Annotated in this window: 17 protein-coding genes and 2 pseudogenes; 11 read left to right on the top strand and 8 right to left on the bottom strand. The window is 41.6% G+C overall.

What is annotated here, in order from left to right:
- The first annotated feature begins 229 nt into the window (after positions 1-229).
- From KA717_30410 to KA717_30385, 6 genes and pseudogenes are all read left to right on the top strand, one after another.
- On the top strand, positions 230-1,657 hold the full coding sequence (locus KA717_30410; GenBank protein UXE59962.1) for a YdiU family protein: 1,428 nt from the start codon (positions 230-232) through the stop codon (positions 1,655-1,657).
- Between the two features lie 238 nt (positions 1,658-1,895).
- A pseudogene (locus KA717_30405) lies at positions 1,896-1,982 on the top strand (DUF2887 domain-containing protein).
- Positions 1,983-1,997: 15 nt separating this feature from the next.
- Positions 1,998-2,168 carry a DUF4351 domain-containing protein gene (locus tag KA717_30400; GenBank protein UXE64819.1) on the top strand — a complete coding sequence of 57 codons (171 nt, stop codon included), beginning with the start codon at positions 1,998-2,000 and terminating at the stop codon, positions 2,166-2,168.
- Positions 2,169-2,278: 110 nt separating this feature from the next.
- Positions 2,279-3,112 (top strand): DUF2887 domain-containing protein, encoded by an 834-nt coding sequence (locus KA717_30395; protein ID UXE59961.1) that lies wholly within the window; start codon positions 2,279-2,281, stop codon positions 3,110-3,112.
- Between the two features lie 40 nt (positions 3,113-3,152).
- On the top strand, positions 3,153-5,504 hold the full coding sequence (locus KA717_30390) for a leucine-rich repeat domain-containing protein (GenBank protein ID UXE59960.1): 2,352 nt from the start codon (positions 3,153-3,155) through the stop codon (positions 5,502-5,504).
- Positions 5,505-5,703: 199 nt separating this feature from the next.
- On the top strand, positions 5,704-7,272 hold the full coding sequence (locus KA717_30385; protein ID UXE59959.1) for a B12-binding domain-containing radical SAM protein: 1,569 nt from the start codon (positions 5,704-5,706) through the stop codon (positions 7,270-7,272).
- A gap of 221 nt (positions 7,273-7,493) precedes the next feature.
- On the opposite strand, the pseudogene KA717_30380 reads toward KA717_30385, so the two are convergent.
- Both KA717_30380 and KA717_30375 read right to left on the bottom strand, forming a co-directional pair.
- Positions 7,494-7,832: pseudogene (locus KA717_30380) on the bottom strand (ISAs1 family transposase).
- A 104-nt stretch (positions 7,833-7,936) separates the two neighbouring features.
- The gene (locus tag KA717_30375) at positions 7,937-8,656 is read right to left on the bottom strand and encodes a hypothetical protein (protein ID UXE59958.1); all 720 of its coding nucleotides are present in this window, start codon (positions 8,654-8,656) and stop codon (positions 7,937-7,939) included.
- Between the two features lie 152 nt (positions 8,657-8,808).
- On the opposite strand from KA717_30375, the gene ilvN reads away from it, so the two are divergent.
- Positions 8,809-9,333 (top strand): acetolactate synthase small subunit, encoded by a 525-nt coding sequence (gene ilvN / locus KA717_30370; GenBank protein UXE59957.1) that lies wholly within the window; start codon positions 8,809-8,811, stop codon positions 9,331-9,333.
- Positions 9,334-9,375: 42 nt separating this feature from the next.
- On the opposite strand, the gene KA717_30365 is transcribed toward ilvN, so the two are convergent.
- The 3 genes from KA717_30365 to KA717_30355 form a co-directional block, all read right to left on the bottom strand.
- The gene (locus tag KA717_30365) at positions 9,376-10,611 is read right to left on the bottom strand and encodes a transposase (GenBank protein UXE59956.1); all 1,236 of its coding nucleotides are present in this window, start codon (positions 10,609-10,611) and stop codon (positions 9,376-9,378) included.
- A gap of 189 nt (positions 10,612-10,800) precedes the next feature.
- The gene (locus KA717_30360) at positions 10,801-11,337 is read right to left on the bottom strand and encodes an NYN domain-containing protein (GenBank protein UXE59955.1); all 537 of its coding nucleotides are present in this window, start codon (positions 11,335-11,337) and stop codon (positions 10,801-10,803) included.
- 228 nt (positions 11,338-11,565) lie between these two features.
- On the bottom strand, positions 11,566-12,414 hold the full coding sequence (locus KA717_30355) for a sulfurtransferase (protein UXE59954.1): 849 nt from the start codon (positions 12,412-12,414) through the stop codon (positions 11,566-11,568).
- A gap of 467 nt (positions 12,415-12,881) precedes the next feature.
- Here KA717_30355 and KA717_30350 point away from each other — a divergent pair, with 467 nt between their 5' ends.
- Complete coding sequence (locus KA717_30350; protein UXE59953.1) at positions 12,882-13,967, top strand: SpoIIE family protein phosphatase; 1,086 nt, start codon at positions 12,882-12,884, stop codon at positions 13,965-13,967.
- Positions 13,968-14,060: 93 nt separating this feature from the next.
- Here KA717_30350 and KA717_30345 read toward each other — a convergent pair whose 3' ends face one another.
- Positions 14,061-14,399, bottom strand: a complete 339-nt coding sequence (locus KA717_30345) for an STAS domain-containing protein (protein ID UXE59952.1) — start codon at positions 14,397-14,399, stop codon at positions 14,061-14,063.
- A 138-nt stretch (positions 14,400-14,537) separates the two neighbouring features.
- Between KA717_30345 and KA717_30340 the strand changes: the two genes are divergently transcribed.
- Both KA717_30340 and KA717_30335 read left to right on the top strand, forming a co-directional pair.
- The gene (locus tag KA717_30340) at positions 14,538-16,190 is read left to right on the top strand and encodes an NAD(P)/FAD-dependent oxidoreductase (GenBank protein ID UXE59951.1); all 1,653 of its coding nucleotides are present in this window, start codon (positions 14,538-14,540) and stop codon (positions 16,188-16,190) included.
- 4 nt (positions 16,191-16,194) lie between these two features.
- Positions 16,195-16,599, top strand: a complete 405-nt coding sequence (locus tag KA717_30335; protein UXE59950.1) for a 4Fe-4S binding protein — start codon at positions 16,195-16,197, stop codon at positions 16,597-16,599.
- Positions 16,600-16,698: 99 nt separating this feature from the next.
- On the opposite strand, the gene rpmB is transcribed toward KA717_30335, so the two are convergent.
- Both rpmB and KA717_30325 read right to left on the bottom strand, forming a co-directional pair.
- The gene (gene rpmB, locus KA717_30330; protein ID UXE59949.1) at positions 16,699-16,935 is read right to left on the bottom strand and encodes a 50S ribosomal protein L28; all 237 of its coding nucleotides are present in this window, start codon (positions 16,933-16,935) and stop codon (positions 16,699-16,701) included.
- A 94-nt stretch (positions 16,936-17,029) separates the two neighbouring features.
- Positions 17,030-17,242: a DUF2839 domain-containing protein gene (locus KA717_30325; GenBank protein UXE59948.1), complete on the bottom strand. Its 213-nt coding sequence runs from the start codon at positions 17,240-17,242 to the stop codon at positions 17,030-17,032.
- Between the two features lie 116 nt (positions 17,243-17,358).
- On the opposite strand from KA717_30325, the gene KA717_30320 reads away from it, so the two are divergent.
- Entirely contained in the window at positions 17,359-17,847 is a 489-nt protein-coding gene (locus KA717_30320) for a universal stress protein (protein UXE59947.1), read from the top strand.
- The last annotated feature ends 71 nt before the right edge of the window (positions 17,848-17,918 follow it).

Below are 17,918 nucleotides of genomic sequence, written 5' to 3'. Positions count from 1 at the left end.
AACTAACAGTAACTAGCAATGCTGAACTGAATAAATAGTGATGACTAGATCTAGATATAGATTTGAGATAAAATTAATATAAAAGCGATCGCCTGATCACGTTAAGCAGGTTATCCTCTCTCAAAAGTGTGGTAAAGTAATGCGACAATAATAGAATTTCTTAAAAAAGGGGCTTCAAACCTAATTTTTAGGATTCAACCTTTTATAGACAATTCCCTATCGTTCTAATATGACTGAAGCTACAAGTAATCCTTTTTTGTCTCTGACCTATGAACCAGCCCTAGAAAACTTAGGGGATGACTACTACGATCGCGTCGAGGCGGCCTCTTTTCCTGAACACCATTTGCGGTGGCGTAATGATGCACTTTTACCAGTTTTAGGGATTGAGCCTCAACAGACCCAGGATTGGCATTTTCTTGAAGCCTTCGGTTTATTTCAGGGCGTTCGTCCTTTTTTAGCCCTACGTTATCATGGCTATCAATTTGGAGAATATAACCCTTTTTTAGGCGATGGCCGCGGTTTTCTCTATGGACAAGTACGGGGGATTGATGGGCAACTTTATGATTTTGGTACGAAGGGATCGGGAAGAACACCCTATTCTCGCAATGGTGATGGTTGTTTGACCCTCAAAGGAGGCGTGAGAGAAGTTCTAGCCGCAGAAGCTCTGCACAGTTTAGGTGTTCATACCTCCAGATGTTTGAGTTTGGTGGAAACGGGAGAATCTCTATGGCGAGGGGATGAACCTTCTCCGACTCGTGCTTCGGTAATGATTCGCTTTAGTCGTTCCCATATTCGTTTTGGGACTTTTGAGCGTTTGCATTATCTAAAACGCCCCGATTTAATTACCAAGTTATTGGATCACGTCATTGCGATTTATTATCCAGAGGTTCCTTTTACAGGGGATCGTTATGCCCAATTTTATGCAGATTTAGTGAAACGAGTGGCTAAGTTGGCTGCTCAATGGATGGCGGCAGGTTTTTGTCATGGTGTTTTGAATACCGATAATATGTCGATTACGGGGGAAAGTTTTGACTATGGCCCCTACGGTTTTATTAATAATTATAATCCTCATTTTATTGCCGCCTATTTTGACTATGGTGGTCGTTATAGTTTTGGCAATCAGCCCTTAATTTGTCAACTTAATTTAGAGTTATTACAGGCTCCTTTAAGTTTGGTGATGTCTCCTTCTGATCTGGCATCTGGTTTAGGCACTTTTGCCGATCACTATCTCCATTTTTATCGCGCTCTGATGTTACAAAAATTAGGGTTAGATCCTCACGCTCCTCTAGGACAGTTGGGCCAAACTTTAATCAATCAAACTCTCCATTCTTTGCAGACGACTGAGATGGGTTATCATCAATTTTTTACGGAGTTAACGCAAAGTTTTAATGTTGGTTGGCGTGAGGATGAGTCGCTGATTTTAGAAAATGTTGATTTAGGAAAAACGGATTGGTCAAATTGGCGATCGCTTTATCATCAAGCTTTAAAGTCGTTATCGGATGAGGAGTTTCTCACTATCGGCGATCGCTTACGGTCGGCGAATCCCAAAACGGCTTTATTACGTCCTTTGATTGAAGAGGTGTGGGAAGCGATCGCCCAGGAGAATAATTGGCAACCTTTTCAGGAGTTGGTACGAACATTGCAGACAAAAGAATAAAATGCTCTACCAATCGTTGATCAGCGATCGCGGCTAAATTCTGGCTCAGGAATCCCATGCTCCTATTTTGGTGCAAGAATTATTGCAACGGGCTAAGACGGAAATTGCCGATGCCTAAGTAACACGCGATATTATAGATTTATTGGAGACGGTTTTAGTCTCTAAATTTGCCCAATTAAGTCGTCAGGAGATTCAAGCGATGTTTTTACTCACTGATATTAAACAAACAAGAGTTTATCAAGAGGCACGTCAGGAGGGTCGTCAGGAGGGTCGTCAGGAAGGTCGTCAGGAGGGTCGTCAAGAGGGTCGTCAAGAGGGTCGTCAGGTTGAGGCGAGTTTAATGTTAAAACGTCTATTGGCTAAACGATTTGGTAAGTTGAATGATCGCCGTTTGGAAGCGATTAATAATCTTTCGTTGGAGCAGTTGGAGGATTTGGGGGAGGCTCTACTCGATTTTACGGATATTGCGGAATTAGATACTTGGTTAATCACCAAAGGAATTGCTTTGTAAAGTATTTTAGTCGGTATGCAAAGACGATCGCCCAGATGAGAAACAGAATAGAGAGGGAAAAGTGATCGCCATTATCGTTTAAGATAGTGAGATTCTCACCCTAAAATTTTATGCACACTGATACTATTTTCTATCAGTTATTTCTGACCTTTCACTCCTTATTGTTTGAACTTCTTGGCCAGCCCTTGGCAGAGGCAGATTATTATCAATTTATCTCAGAAGAAATCAAGGAAAAAGCTTTTCGTTTTGATGGCATTTTTATCCCCAATCGTGAAGATAAATTAATCTATTTTGTTGAGGTACAATGTCAACCTAAACCAGATTTTTATTGGGAATTGCTGGCTGAAATTAACATTTATCTTAATCAATTTAAACCAGTCCAGGATTGGAAAGCGGTAGCTTTATTTGCAGACCGTCGTTTTGAGGTTAAAAACTTAACGCCCTACCAACAAGAACTGGTCAATAGCGATCGCATTATTCGTATTTATCTTGACGAATTGCCGACGGGTTCCATTGGAGTGGGGTTAATTCAGTTAATTGTAGCTCAGGAATCCCAGGCTCCTGTTTTGGTGCAAGAATTATTACAACGGGCAAAGACGGAAATTGCCGATGCTTGGGTAACACGCGATATTATAGATTTATTGGAGACGGTCTTGGTCTCTAAATTTGCCCAATTAAGTCGTCAGGAGATTCAAGCGATGTTTTTACTCACTGATATTAAACAAACAAGAGTTTATCAAGAGGCGCGTCAGGAAGGTCGTCAGGTTGAGGCGAGTTTGATGTTAAAACGTCTATTGTCTAAGCGATTTGGTAAGTTGAATGATCGCCGTTTGGAAGCGATTGATAGTCTTTCGTTGGAACAGTTGGAGGATTTGGGAGAGGCTCTATTAGATTTTACGGATATTGCGGAATTAGATAGTTGGTTAATCAGTTGCTCGCTGTAAAGTTGGTTAAAATGATTGATCAAGATTAGAGAGGTAAACAATGGCAAGCGACGAAGTTTTAAGACGGATTGAAGAAGCGGCTAGGAGCAATAGCAAAGAACTCAATTTGGCTGCTCAAGGATTAACTGAGATTCCGAGGGAAGTTTTTCAATTACAAAATCTGACAACGCTTTCTCTTTATAATAACCAAATAGTAGAAATACCCGATGCAATTACTCAATTACAAAATCTGATAAGGCTTAATTTTAGCAATAATCAAATAGTGGAAATATCTGATGCGATCGCTCAATTACAACGTCTAAAAGTGCTTTATCTTCACAATAATCAAATAGTAAAAATACCCGATGTTATCTTTCAACTACAACGTCTAAAAGTGCTTTATCTTCACAATAATCAAATAGTGGAAATACCTAATGTTATCTTTCAATTACAATGTCTAAAAGTGCTTTATCTTTCTCGTAACCAAATAGTGGAAATCCCCGATGCGATCGCTCAATTACAAAATCTGACATCGCTTTATCTTTTTCGTAACCAAATAGTAGAAATACCCGACGCAATCGCTCAATTGCAAAATCTGACAATACTTAATCTTCATAATAACCAAATAGTAGAAATACCCGATGCGATCGCTCAATTACAAAATCTGACAAGGCTTGATCTTTCTCGTAACCAAATAGTGGAAATCCCCGATGAAATACAAAAATTAACCAAGCTTAAAAAACTTGATCTACGAAGAAATTACCTATCTATTCCCCCTGAAATTTTAGGGCCACTTAGACTTGATAAAGACCCTGCTCCTGTTGCTGAAATTCTTAACTATTTGCGTCAACTGCGTCAAAATACAGTTCGTCCTCTCCATGAAGCTAAAGTATTATTAGTCGGTCAAGGTTCCGTCGGTAAAACTTCCCTCAAAAAACAATTAATTCATAACCAATTTGATCAAAATGAATCTAAAACAGATGGACTCGAAGTTGAATATTGGCCGATTAAAATTAACGAAAATAAAATACGCTTAAATGTTTGGGACTTTGGTGGTCAGGAAATTTATCATGCTACCCACCAATTTTTTCTGACTAAACGGAGCCTTTATCTTTTAGTCTGTAATTGTCGCATCAGTGAAGAAGAAAATCGCCTCGAATATTGGCTAAAACTGATAGAAACCTTTGGTGATCAATCTCCCGTTATTATTGTCGGCAATAAAAAAGATGAACAACCCTTTGATATTAACCGTAAAGCCTTATTAGAAAAATATCCCAATATTAAAGCCATCCTCGAAACCTCTTGTTTATCAGGCCAGGGTATTGCCAAACTTCGCAATGCAATTACGCAAGAAATTGAGCAACTTAAAGATGTCTATAATCCTCTTCCGTTGCCCTGGTTTGAAGTCAAAGAACAGTTAGAAACGATGACCGAAGACTTTATTAGTGATCGCAAATATATCCGCATTTGCATTGAAAACAATATTACTGAAGACGAAAATCAAGAACAATTAATTGACCTGCTTCATCGTCTCGGTTTAGTTCTCTGTTTCCGCAATCATGCCCTCCTGCAATCAACCAATGTTCTTAAACCCGACTGGGTAACGACAGGAATTTATGCCCTGCTCAGTGATGAAATCCTGAAAACCCAAAAGAAAGGTATTTTCGGCGCGTCGGAACTCATCCGCATTCTCGACAATCAACGCTATCCCGAAAAACGTCATCATTATCTAATCGAATTGATGAAAGAATTTCAACTCTGTTTTAAACTCAATGAAAGCGAACAATATCTAATCCCTGGACTCCTCCCCAAAGAAGAACCTGAAAATACCGATCTGGGTCAAGATTGCCTCGAATTTCAATATCATTACCGCGTTTTACCAGAGAGTATTATTTCTCGTTTTATTGTTCTCAACCATGAAAAAATCTATGAGCGAACCTACTGGCGCAGTGGGGTTATTTTGTTTCATCAAGAAGCCTCAGAAATTTGTAATTTAGCTTGCATTAAAGCAGACTTTGAAGACAAAAAAATCTTTATTAGCATTAATGGACGTGAACAAACTCGCCGCCTATTTCTAGCTTTGATTCGTGACACTTTTCAGAAAATTCATCATACCTTTACTAATTTTGAAGTAAGCGAATGGGTTCCCGTACCAGATTATTCTGAAATAGTGTTAGACTACCAAAATTTACTTGCTCTTGAGGCAAGGGAAAAAAAAGAATATTCAATTGGTCGCCCACCAATTGACCTTAATATTTCTCAACTGTTGAATGGTTATGAAACCCTTGAAAGTAGGAAAATTCAAGTTGGTTATATTGTCAATCAAACGATTTATAATCAATACGGTCAAGGAGATAATATGAGTGGAGATAAAGTTGGTCAAGATAAAATTGGCCGCGACAAAATACGGTAGAGTCTAATACTAATTCTCAACACGAGAAAGTAATCCCAAGCAATCAAACAAGAGCGATCGCGCTATAATAAGAAATAAGAACTGAAGGCGATCGCCATTTCACTGCTATGTTCTAAGGAATCCTCCCCCTCTCGATTGCCTCTTACCTTTAAAAACCGTTTACATTGACTTATTTTTGGCTTTTAACCACAAAAACGCTATGAATCAGCGCATCCTCTACGTTCGTCTCCCGTGCAATCCCATTTTCCCCATCGGAGTCGTTTATCTCGCTGATCATGTCCATAAACTTTTTCCTGAAGTAGAACAAAGAATCTTTGATCTCGGTACAGTACCTCCTTTGGACTTTGCCCAGTCCCTCGATCAGTGTATTGATGATTTTCAACCCAATTTTTTAGTTTTTTCCTGGCGGGATATCCAAATTTATGCACCCGTTGGCGGTCGTGGGGGCAATCCTCTGCAAAATGCCTTTGAATTTTACTACGCAAAAAATCCATTGATTAAACTGCGGGGGGCCATGGGTGGCCTCAAGGTGACAACTGCCTACTACAGTGAATTGTGGCGCAATTTAGGCTTGATCCGTCGGGGCTTACAGCGATCGCGGCGTTACCATCCCCAAAGTCGAGTGGTCGTCGGTGGCGGTGCCGTCAGTGTCTTTTATGAACAACTTAAACAAAAACTGCCCCAAGGAACCATTGTCTCTGTCGGTGAGGGAGAAACTCTACTAGAAAAGTTACTTCAAGGCAAAGACATTCAGGCTGAACGCTGTTATATCGTCGGAGAAAATGCTCCCCGTCCTCGTCTAATTCACGAAGAACCGACACCATTAGTCAAAACAGCTTGTAATTATGATTATACCCAGCAAATTTGGCCCGAATTTAGTTATTACCTGCAAGAAAGTGACTTTTATTTAGGTGTTCAAACTAAACGGGGTTGCCCCCATAATTGTTGTTATTGCGTTTATACCGTGGTAGAAGGGAAACAGGTTCGCATTAATCCAGCCGAGGAAGTCGTTAAGGAAATGCGGCAATTATACGATCGCGGTATTCGCAATTTTTGGTTCACCGATGCTCAATTTATTCCTGCTAAAAAATTCATTAATGATGCCATTGAGTTACTCGAAAAAATTCTGGAATCTGGCATGGAAGATATTCACTGGGCTGCCTATATTCGGGCTGATAATTTAACGCCGCGACTCTGCGAGCTAATGGTCAAAACCGGCATGAATTATTTTGAAATTGGCATTACCAGTGGTTCCCAGGAATTAGTGCGAAAAATGCGAATGGGCTATAATCTGCGCAACGTTCTCCAAAACTGTCGAGATCTTAAAGCAGCAGGGTTTAATGATTTAGTCTCAGTCAATTATTCCTTTAATGTGATTGATGAGAGTCGGGAAACAATTCGCCAAACGATCGCCTACCATCGAGAATTAGAAGCTATTTTTGGAGTTGAAAAAGTCGAACCAGCTATTTTCTTTATCGGACTTCAACCCCATACCCACCTAGAAGAATATGCCTTTGAACATAATATCCTTAAGCCTGGCTACGATCCCATGAGTATTATGCCTTGGACAGCTAAAAAATTGCTCTGGAATCCTGAACCTTTAGGCTCCTATTTTGGAGAAATTTGCCTTCAGGCTTGGCGCAGTAATCCCAACGATTTTGGACGAGAGGTCCTGAATATTCTGGAAGCCCAGTTAGGTCGTGCCCCCCTAGAAACCGCTTTAACCGCAGTGATGCCAGAATTGCGTCCAACCCCCGTCGCGATCTAAATTTTCTAGGCAAAGTCCAACCAAGTAGCTGGTTGTCATTAAATAGAAAATAGACTTTGCACTTGATCCCCCCTGCCCCCCTTGATAAGGCTACTGTGTACACACATCTACCCGTGAACCTCATTTTGCCCCCCCAGCCCCCCAACATTGGCTACTGTGTACACACATCTTGTCCTAAAACTTATTTTGCCCCCCCGCCCCCCAAGTTTGGTAGGGCTGTTTCATTCTAACAAATCACAAAGCCTGAACCACCTGTTGTCAAGCCATCTTTGCCCCTTTGTAATGGATAAAAAGCCTAATCCTCTGAAAAGATTAAGAGCTATAGTTTGGAGAATTGACAAATTACTAATAGCTTGAAAGTCAGTTAAAGGAAGATACTCTTCCTTAAAGATTACGTCTTTTACCCAGTGTAACTGATTTTCTATTTTCCAATGACCTCTGATCTTTTGAGCAAAAGTTTGAGCATTTTCTACCAAACTACTAATGTAATAGGCAGAATTGTAATATTCTTTCCCATCTATTTCACCATACCTTTCAACCTTAATATAACTTTTTATATGTTACGCCTGATGTGAGTTGGAGCATGGAATGGCGTAAACTCGTTTAATTGATGCTTTCTCTAATTAAAGGGGGGGCTAAAACCCTTGCTGACTACTAGGTTATTTTAACTCACATCAGACGTATGTTCCCAAATAGTATTAAAAGGATTAGACTGGCTGGACAAGGCCAAAAGACGTTGGTTAAGTTCCTCAATCGATAAGGTCTGACAATTGGACTCAGAAATATCCAGAGTTTTTAGAAGGTGCTGACAGGCGGCTGGATAGAGTCCCAGAGCCATTAAGGCTTTTCCTTGATTAATTTGACTACGAAGTCTGAGGGTTTGATCGGCGGTGGCTCGCTGACTAGCTTCCTGCCAACTGGCTAAAGCCGCTTGAGCATTACCCTGAGCCAATTGTAAGGTTCCGGCGGTATTAAGTACCTCTGCCCAGATGGTTTGATCAGGGGTTTGATTTTCGACTAAGGCCATAGCTTGAGCGATCGCGTCCTGAGCAAGACTACCTTTGCCAAGCTGTTGATAGGCTAAGGCCAAATAGCTATAAATGCGACCGGCTTCTAGGGGACGCTCTGCTTTTTGATAGATCGCGGCCAAATTTTTCCAGAGCGCGATCGCGGTGGTTAACTGCCCCTCTTGATAGGCCTTTTTGGCGGTGATTTCTAGTGGGCCAACACTTTTAACACTGGATTCAAGACTCGCTTCAGTCAAAGCTTCTAGCTTAGGAACTTGGGCTAATCCAGACGGAAAACTGAGAAAGGCCCAACCCCAACAAAAAGCGATCGTCAAAAGCGTCAGACAACCGTAGGAGAAAAAACGACGGAAACGCATTTCTAATCGGCCACTAGGGGGCCTCGCTCCTTCTTATGGTACGATGAATTTTAGGATAACGAAGAGCATTTGACTGCTGCTGTTGAACAAAACTTTTACACTCGCGCCGCAATACCTCTTTTCTATCCTACTTTTTTTGATACAAACCAGTCATGAAACACACGCTTTCTGTTTTAGTTGAAGATGAAGCAGGCGTTCTAACACGCATCGCCGGGTTATTTGCCCGACGTGGATACAATATCGAGAGTTTAGCCGTTGGCCCAGCCGAACAAATTGGCGTTTCCCGAATTACAATGGTTGTCCCTGGTGATGACAGTACCATTGAGCAGTTAACGAAACAACTCTACAAACTTATTAATGTTCTGAAAGTTCAAGACATTACCCAAACCCCTTGTGTAGAACGAGAGCTAATGTTGGTGAAAGTCAATGCGATCGCCGACAGTCGTGCCGAGGTAATTGAGTTAGCCCAGATTTTCCGCGCCCGAATTGTCGATATTTCAGAAGAAACGGTGACAGTAGAGGTGGTTGGAGATCCTGGAAAAATGGTGGCCATTCTCCAAATGCTCACTAAATTTGGGATTAAAGAAGTGGCTCGTACTGGCAAGATTTCCCTGGTACGAGAGTCGGGCGTTAACACCGAATCTTTAAAACTCAAAAACCTGGACATCAAATTGTGACATACTCCCCCGCGTGAACGACGAGGGATTCTTCTTCATGGTTCACGGAAGTCCACTTGCTATTGTTGGTTTCCCGCCCATAGTAGAGGCAGTCTTCTCCCCATGCTTTCCCTCTTCCGAGGCAGATTCCCAATGCCCTTGGGTACTGTTTTGCCATGCCATTCCCAAGATACCCATTCCCTTTTTTAGGATGTTAATTGCCGCATTTGTATCACGACAAATCTCCATTCCACAATTGGGACAAAAATGAGTTCTGGTACTTAATGACTTTTTCGCCCGATGCCCACAATGAGAACAATCTTGAGAAGTATAGTTTGGCGAAACCGCCACCACTGCCTTGTCCCAGATTTTCCCGTAGTAGTCTAACCATTGAGTGAATTGATACCAACTAGCATCAGAAATTGACTTAGCCAAAGAATGATTCTTGACCATATTCGACACATTCAAATCTTCATACACCACGACATCGTTAGATGCCACTACATTTCGGGCTTGCTTAATTGCCCAATCTTTCCGTTGGCGTTGAATTTTAAGATGGATTTTTCCTAGTCTTTTTCGCGCTTTATGGTAGTTGTTGGATTGGGGTTTAACCCCCTTTACAAATTTTTTACTTAAGCGTTTTTGAGCCTTTTTTAATTTGCTCTCGGACTTTCTTAAGAACTGGGGATAGATTACAGCATTGTCGTTTTGGTCTTTGGTGAAATATTTTAATCCCAAATCCAAACCAACTACATTCCCTGTATATTCCCCTTGTTCCTTGCGGTCAACATCAAAGCAGAATTGAGCATAATAACCATCTGCTCTTCTGACTACCCGAACCCGATTGATCTTTAATCGAAATAGGTCTTCCCTCGTTTCTTTGTTGCAATAAAGAGAAAAAGAACCAGCATTAAAGCCATCGGTGAAAACAATTTTCAGGCAATCATCAGACAGTTTCCATCCTGAAACTTTATACTCTACAGAGCGACAATGTTTTTTGAATTTGGGGTAACCTTTTTGCTTCTCCCCTCTCCTACAACGGCTGTAGAAACTGGAGATAGAAGCCCAAGCCCGTTCTGCGCTGGCCTGTCTAGCCGCCGAATTTAACTTCTTCGCAAAAGGAAATTCTTTGGCTAACTCTTTGCACAGCACATACAAATCGGCTTTACCTACCCCTTGATTATCCATCCAATATCTGACCGCTTTGTTTCTGATAAATTGCGCGGTACGGATAGCTTCATCAAGAGACTGGTATTGCTCCTTTGTTCCATGGAGTAGCTTGGCTTCTCTGACTATCATGCTTTTATTTTATCATAGAAATTTACAGATAAAACACTGAATTATAGAAAGTCGCCCTAGAAGGACGAGGCTTTTACCCATTTTTCTGGTAAATTGATAAATAACCTGAAAAATCCCCCCAAAGCCTTCCCTGAGCAAGGTTGAAAAGTTGGGGGGCAAAAAAGACGGATTGAGATAAATTAATACGAATTAATAATCGTTTTTCTCGATCTGTAGGCGAATATCATTGAGATCGATATAGCGATCTGTCGCATTTCGTAATTCCCTAGCAATCATTCCTTCGGTAGAAACTACCGTAATATGAGTATTTTTAGAACGCAGTAATTCAATTGCCCGTTCAAAATCGCCATCCCCACTAAATAAAATTACCCGATCATATTGATCAACGGTGTTAAACATATCGACAACAATTTCAATATCAAGATTCGCTTTTTGGGAATAACGGCCTGAATTATCATCATAATATTCCTTTAAAATTTTAGTTCTAACCGTATAACCTAAACTAATGAGAGCATCCCGAAAACCCCTTTGATCCTGAGAATCCTTTAAGCCTGTGTACCAAAAAGCATTGATTAAATTAACCCCTGGATCATTGGTAAAATGTTCTAGAACCCTTCTAGGGTCAAAAAACCAACCATTTTTTTGTTGTGCATAAAACATATTATTCCCATCCACAAAAATGGAAAGACGTTCCTTAAGATAAGGAAAACCGTTACTATTCGTCATAGAAAGTTAGACCTAAATTTTTAGATAAAATAAGAAGTAATTTTGAAATTAGAAGTTAAGTTAGAGAATTATGACTAGATTATAAGTTGAGCGTCAGCTATTTAATAAGGGATAAGTCTTTAATAGATAGTATAAAGATTATAATCCAAGCAGTTCGGAAACTAACCTTTCCAAATTGTACAAGAGGAAGGGGATTCTTGACCAAATCCCCTAGACCATCCTCCGTTATTAGGATTTAATCAGATAGGAACACCAATCACTCCAGCCGCCAGGGTACAGTTTTGCCATCGGTAAACCGGCGATCGCCCGTGAAAAAAGATTGACACAGGCTGTTACTCCAGAACCACAGTAAACAATAATCTCTTCGGCCTTTTCCTGCTCTTGCCAGCGTTGACGTAGGATTGCCGGCGATTGACAATAACCGTCGGGAGTGGTAACTTCTTGCCAGGGTAAACAAATAGCTCCTTCAATATGGCCCGCGATTGGATCAATGGGTTCTCGTTTTCCCTCGTAGCGATCGCGTTCCCTGGAATCCACCAAAACCGTGCCAGGGGAATTCAGTTTAGTTTGCATGGTTTCCCAATCCACCAGCCAATCGCTTTGCACAGTGGGGACAAAATCATTGACAATGGGAATCGAGCTTACTTCCCCTAAGCCAGAGGCGATCGCCAAACCAGCAGCCTGCCAAGCCTGCCAACCACCATCCAACAGCGAAACCCTTTCATGGCCGAGATAGCGGAGTAACCACCAAAGCCGAGACGCAAAAGCAAAGCGACTGTCATCATAGGCAACCACCCAGGTTTCCCCCAAGGTAATTCCCATTTTGGCTAAGGTTTTGACCAACTGTGATGGCTCAGGAAGAGGATGCCGACCGCCATGACGACCAATAGGAGAGGAAAGATCCCGATCCAAATGTAGATAAACGGCTCCTGGAATATGCCCCTGTAAATACTGTTCATAGCCCCAAGCCGGATCACTCAGTTGAAAACGACAATCAACCACTTGCAAAGGATTATGCTCCAATGCCTGGGCTAATTGAGAGGGGGAAATAAGCTCTGATTGCGGATAAACAGACATCATATTAATAATAGTTAAGAATAAATGTTGTCAGATGCTTGCCAAAGAAAGACAAAAAATTATTGAATAATGGATAATATACAATAGATAACTCATTCAGCCAGTCTTCTGGCATAAAGATAACTTCAATTCAGAGACAAGTTTCTGAAGCATCCCAATGAATTTGGTTTCCCCTGTTCGATCATTCTCTACGGGATTCAGGGTTTGTTCGTTGCTGACCAGATTAAGGGGGAGAGTCATTATCTTAACTTTCACGCTTTAACTCCCCTAACTAGTAAAAAGGTCCTGAGTAACCCGCAAGACCTCTCTAGGGATAGTAGCCAATACTGATCTTTAAAGTCATACTTTTTGACAGACTCAATGATTGAGCTGAGAGGAAAGCACATTTTATTTATTTTTAACCAGATATGGTACAAATCTTGATTGTTGATGATGACTTCGCTATCCAACGTTTACTGCAACGGATATTGACAGGAAGCGGTTATTCTGTCAGTGTTGCCAGCAATGGAGAAGAAGGGTTAGCCAAGGCCAAGGAAATTTGTCCGGCTCTGATTATCTGTGATTGGTTAATGCCAAACCTGTCTGGATTAGAGGTTTGTTCCCAGATCAAAAAGTTACCTCAATTATCAACAACTTTTTTCATTCTCTTGACCTCCCTCGCTTCGATTGAAGATCGGGTAGCCGGTTTAGATGCGGGAGCCGATGATTTCCTCTTTAAGCCAGTACAAGTTGCTGAGTTACTGGCACGGGTCAGGGCTGGTTTAAGACTTCATGATTTAAGTCAAGCGTTAAAAGAAAAAACTGAACTATTAGAGGCAGAACTTCGAGAAGCCGCAGAATATATACGCTCTATTTTACCTCAATCTCTAGTCCACAAAGCTCTGAGTATCGATGTTCGATTTATACCTTCTCGACAATTGGGGGGAGATGGTTTTGACTATTTTTGGTTAGATGAAGAAAATATCGCTTTTTATCTTTTGGATGTGGCCGGACACGGATTTAAAGCGGCTGTGCCGTCTATTTATGTCATCGATTCCCTGCGAAAAAGACAAGGCGATCAAGTCAATTACTACAGTCCCCAGGCCGTTCTTCATGAATTGAATCAGAATCAGGTTTTCCAGATGACCGCCAGAAATAATTCCTATTTTACTATCTGGTACGGTGTCTATAATTGTCGCACTCGAAAACTAACCTATAGTAGTGCGGGACATCCCCCAGGGATTTTACTCAGGACAATTGAGGATGGTCAGATCGAAGAAATGCGTCTTAAAACAAATGGTTTTCCCATTGGTATGTTTTTAGATTCAGAATACTATGAAGAAATCATTCCCATTTCTACCCCAGCGAGTCTCTATATCTTTAGTGATGGGATCTACGAAGTGGAAAAGGATAGTCATAACTTCTTTTGCCTAGAGGACTTTCTCGCTGTACTTAAAAAATATCATTTGATGCCTGCAGAGAATCTCGATAAATTATTATTACTGTTAAACCAATTTTATCAAAAAGCAATTTTTGAGGATGATTTATCTATTATTGAGATCAATTTTCACTAACAGGGTACTGATCCAAAAATAAATTGTAAGGAATTAGGTTGCTTTCCCCAAAATTCAACATCGTGAAATAATCCTCGTTTTTGGGATATCTCTTTAGTCGCTGTTGGGAGAAAAAGGATCGATTTTTTGCTCTAACTCTTCCCGTCCAGAAAAAATCTCAAAAACCTGATCCATTCCCGTAAGTTCAAACAACATTTTTAATTGATCATTAAATGAGCATAGAAGTAGCTTAACGCCAGTAGCTCGTGTAATTTTCAAGGACTGGACAAGGGCACCTAACCCAGAACTATCCATAAAAGTAACATCCTTAAAATCGACCACAATAGTCACAACTTTATTGTTGAGTAATTGTTCAATATCATGACAAAACTTAGGAGCCTGAGTACTATCAAAAAGTCCAGATGGTTCAATTACTCTAATACTGCTATTCATAGGATATTTTAATGAGATGGGATAAGATAACGTTGGTGGAAATCAGAAAAGAAAGTATAAAATGGTCTATTTACTATTATATAATGAGTGCATCTATCTATCTATACAACCTTATCTCTTGAAAGTGAAAAGTATTGAATGGAAATCTATGATGTTGTTGTGATTGGAGCGGGACATAATGGCTTGGTTTGCGCGGCTTATCTACTGAAAGCTGGCTATCGGGTGTTGTTATTAGAGAAACGTTCTATTCCTGGAGGAGCAGCCACAACGGAAGAATTGATGCCAAAGGAGGCTCCTCATTTCCAGTTTAATCGCTGTGCGATCGATCATGAATTTATTTTTTTAGGCCCTGTTCTGCAAGAATTAGGCCTAGCTCAATACGGTCTGGAATATTTGTTTTGTGATCCGACGGTATTTTGTCCCCATCCCAATGGGCAGTATTTTCTGGCTCATCGTTCCCTGGCTCAAACCTGTGCAGAGATTGCCCGTTATAGCCCCCGTGATGCGGAAAAGTATGGGGAGTTTATTCGCTATTGGTCAGTTTTAATGGAGGCGATTCAACCCCTTTTTAATGTTCCCCCCCAGGCGATTTTGGAAATTCTCGGTTCTTACGATCGCCGCCGTTTGCAGCAGATCTGGGCGATCGCCGGTTCTAAGAATAAGGCTTTGGATTTTATTCGGACGATGATCAGTTCTCCAGAAGACTTATTGAATGAATGGTTTGATAGCGAGATTGTCAAAGCACCGTTAGCTAGATTAGCAGCAGAGATTGGTGCTCCCCCCTCTCAAAAAGGGATTACGGCGGGCATGATGATGATGGCCATGCGTCATGATCCTGGTATGGCTCGACCTAAGGGGGGAACGGGAGCTTTAATCAATGCCTTGGTGAAATTAGTCCAAGCCAAAGGGGGAACGATTCTGACCGAGCAGACCGTTAAGCGGGTTTTGGTGGACAAGGGAACGGCGATCGCCGTTGAAGTGGCCGATGGCAAAATTTTTAAGGCAGCAAAAGGAATTATTTCTAATCTGGATGCCCGACGGTTATTTCTACAATTAGTGGAACCAGGGGCGATCGCAGAGGCCGATCCTCACTTACGAGAACGGGTTGAAAGACGCTTAATTAACAATAACGAAACTATTTTAAAAATTGACTGCGCTTTGGCCGAACTGCCTCGTTTTGAACGCTTTACCCAGAATGAAAGTCATCTGATGGGAACGATTTTGATCGCCGATTCCATGTTACACGTGGAACAGTCCCATGCCCTGACCATTCTGGGACAAATTCCCGATAGTAATCCCTCGCTCTATTTAGATATTCCCACCCTGCTCGATCCATCGATGGCTCCTCCAGGCAAACATACCCTCTGGATTGAATTTTTCGCGCCCTATCAAATTGCCGGAGCGGAAGGAACGGGTTTAAATGGGACAGGTTGGACAGAGGAGCTAAAAAACAAAGTCGCAGATCGGGTCATTGATAAACTGGCGGACTATGCCCCCAATCTCAAAGCAGCCATTCTGGCCCGCCATGTGGAAAGCCCTGCCGAATTAGCTGAACGTTTGGGCAGTTATAAGGGGAACTACTATCATTTAGATATGACCCTAGATCAAATGATGTTTTTGCGTCCTCTACCTGAAATCGCGAATTACCAAACCCCGATCAAAAATCTCTATCTGACGGGGGCTGGAACCCATCCAGGCGGTTCCATTTCAGGAATGCCAGGACGTAACTGTGCTAGGGTTTTCTTGAAGCAACAACGCTCCTGGCTTCGTCCATTTCGAGCTTTGGGGTAAAGCCATGAAAAAACGAGTTACTCTCTCCTTTCCTCGACGCACGATCCAAATGCCCATCACCTATCGATTGGCAAAGGACTTTAATGTGGCGGCCAATATTATCCGTGCCCAGGTTGCGCCTAATCAGGTCGGCAAATTGGTTTTAGAATTATCCGGCGATATTGATCAACTGGAAGCGGCGATCGAGTGGATGCGTTCTCAAGAAATCCAGGTTTCCCTCGCCAGTCGAGAAATTAGTATTAATGAAGATAGTTGTGTGGACTGTGGACTTTGTACTGGAATATGTCCCACCGAAGCCCTCATTCTTGATCCCGAAACCTTTAAACTGACTTTTCGGCGATCGCGTTGTGTCGTTTGTGAACAATGTATTCCGGCCTGTCCCGTACAGGCAATTTCCACCAACTTTTAAAGATCTCAAAAACTGCCAGTGGCCAGTCCCCCTAGCAAGGGGGATAAACTCCAAAATTTCCTACTACCACTCAGAAGCCCGATCAAGCTTGAATCAAACTTAATAATGATTTAAATTAATCCCTGCTTCCCTAGCCATCACCTGTAAACCTTTAAGTTCTATGGTTTTAATGGCTTTGGTCGAAAGACGTAATTTTACCCAACGATTACCCTCTGGCCACCAGACTCGTTTCCAATGAAGATTCACCTGCTGGAGCTTCTTAGTACGACGATGGGAGTGGGAAACAGCATAGCCATTATTCGCTTTTTTCCCAGTTAACTGACACTGACGAGACATAGTAAACCTCATTAACTGAATATAAGTCCAGCCTCCCATCATACCAGGCTTAAAACTTTTTATGTTAAAAAATTACGGTGAAGTTCCTCGAAAATTACTGAACTGTCCACCAACCAAAAGCGGGCCCAATAAAACGGACAGTGGCCCAGAGCGCAATCATTACCCCAATGCCAATCCATGCACCACGAGTTGTCCATTGATAAAAAGCCGAAGCTTGACCTTTGGTGACAGGCAGCCAGGAGACAAAACGTTCTTCCTGACCATATTTTTCTCCTAAAGCCATTTTACGACGTTTTGATTCACCCATAGTACTAACTATTAAAGATTTGAAAGATAATTACCAACTTTTATATCCTATCGGATTCACTGCAATTTATGGCACAATTGGGGAAACACACACCCCATCATCAAATCGGGCCGCAGATGTTTGCCAAAATTTTAGTCGCATTGGATATCTCTGACCATTCAAAGGAAGTCTTTAATAAAGCACTATCCTTAGCACAGAAATACGAAGCGGAATTACATCTCATTCATGTCCTCTCGGCGGAAGAAGAAACCAGTCCCATTCCTATCCCCGTCAACTTAGATGAAGTCTATCCCGCGATGGGGAATGAATTGACGATTGAACTCTGGCAAGAGCAATGGGATAAATTTGAAAAACGAGGTCTAGATCTTTTGCAAGCACGGAATGAAGAAGCAAGGGAAGCTGGCGTTCAATCAAGTTTTGAGCAAGTTTTAGGAAGTCCGGGAAAAACTATTTGCAAAACCGCGAAAGAGCAAGGTACAGATGTCATTGTTGTTGGCCATCGGGGACGTTGGGGACTGAGTGAAATTCTTCTGGGAAGTGTTAGTAACTATGTCTTTCATCATTCTCCTTGCTCAGTTTTGGTTGTTCCGACTCCAGACCTATAAAGGTTAGTGTTTTAAGAACGGATATTAGATAATGAATCAGATACTCCCTGGGATAAACGCTTCTACCCCTC

Source organism: Woronichinia naegeliana WA131, from assembly GCA_025370055.1.
Classification (GTDB): Bacteria; Cyanobacteriota; Cyanobacteriia; order Cyanobacteriales; family Microcystaceae; genus Woronichinia; species Woronichinia naegeliana.
Note: the sequence above shows the minus strand (reverse complement) of the source record. Positions and strands in the feature narration are given on the sequence as shown.

Excerpts from the sequence above, each read along its gene's own strand:
- KA717_30410 (UXE59962.1), top strand. The coding sequence starts at position 230 with ATGACTGAAGCTACAAGTAATCCTTTTTTGTCTCTGACCTATGAACCA.
- KA717_30400 (UXE64819.1), top strand. The coding sequence starts at position 1,998 with ATGTTAAAACGTCTATTGGCTAAACGATTTGGTAAGTTGAATGATCGC.
- KA717_30395 (UXE59961.1), top strand. The coding sequence starts at position 2,279 with ATGCACACTGATACTATTTTCTATCAGTTATTTCTGACCTTTCACTCC.
- KA717_30390 (UXE59960.1), top strand. The coding sequence starts at position 3,153 with ATGGCAAGCGACGAAGTTTTAAGACGGATTGAAGAAGCGGCTAGGAGC.
- KA717_30385 (UXE59959.1), top strand. The coding sequence starts at position 5,704 with ATGAATCAGCGCATCCTCTACGTTCGTCTCCCGTGCAATCCCATTTTC.
- KA717_30375 (UXE59958.1), bottom strand. The coding sequence starts at position 8,656 with ATGCGTTTCCGTCGTTTTTTCTCCTACGGTTGTCTGACGCTTTTGACG.
- ilvN (UXE59957.1), top strand. The coding sequence starts at position 8,809 with ATGAAACACACGCTTTCTGTTTTAGTTGAAGATGAAGCAGGCGTTCTA.
- KA717_30365 (UXE59956.1), bottom strand. The coding sequence starts at position 10,611 with ATGATAGTCAGAGAAGCCAAGCTACTCCATGGAACAAAGGAGCAATAC.
- KA717_30360 (UXE59955.1), bottom strand. The coding sequence starts at position 11,337 with ATGACGAATAGTAACGGTTTTCCTTATCTTAAGGAACGTCTTTCCATT.
- KA717_30355 (UXE59954.1), bottom strand. The coding sequence starts at position 12,414 with ATGTCTGTTTATCCGCAATCAGAGCTTATTTCCCCCTCTCAATTAGCC.
- KA717_30345 (UXE59952.1), bottom strand. The coding sequence starts at position 14,399 with ATGAATAGCAGTATTAGAGTAATTGAACCATCTGGACTTTTTGATAGT.
- KA717_30340 (UXE59951.1), top strand. The coding sequence starts at position 14,538 with ATGGAAATCTATGATGTTGTTGTGATTGGAGCGGGACATAATGGCTTG.
- KA717_30335 (UXE59950.1), top strand. The coding sequence starts at position 16,195 with ATGAAAAAACGAGTTACTCTCTCCTTTCCTCGACGCACGATCCAAATG.
- rpmB (UXE59949.1), bottom strand. The coding sequence starts at position 16,935 with ATGTCTCGTCAGTGTCAGTTAACTGGGAAAAAAGCGAATAATGGCTAT.
- KA717_30325 (UXE59948.1), bottom strand. The coding sequence starts at position 17,242 with ATGGGTGAATCAAAACGTCGTAAAATGGCTTTAGGAGAAAAATATGGT.
- KA717_30320 (UXE59947.1), top strand. The coding sequence starts at position 17,359 with ATGTTTGCCAAAATTTTAGTCGCATTGGATATCTCTGACCATTCAAAG.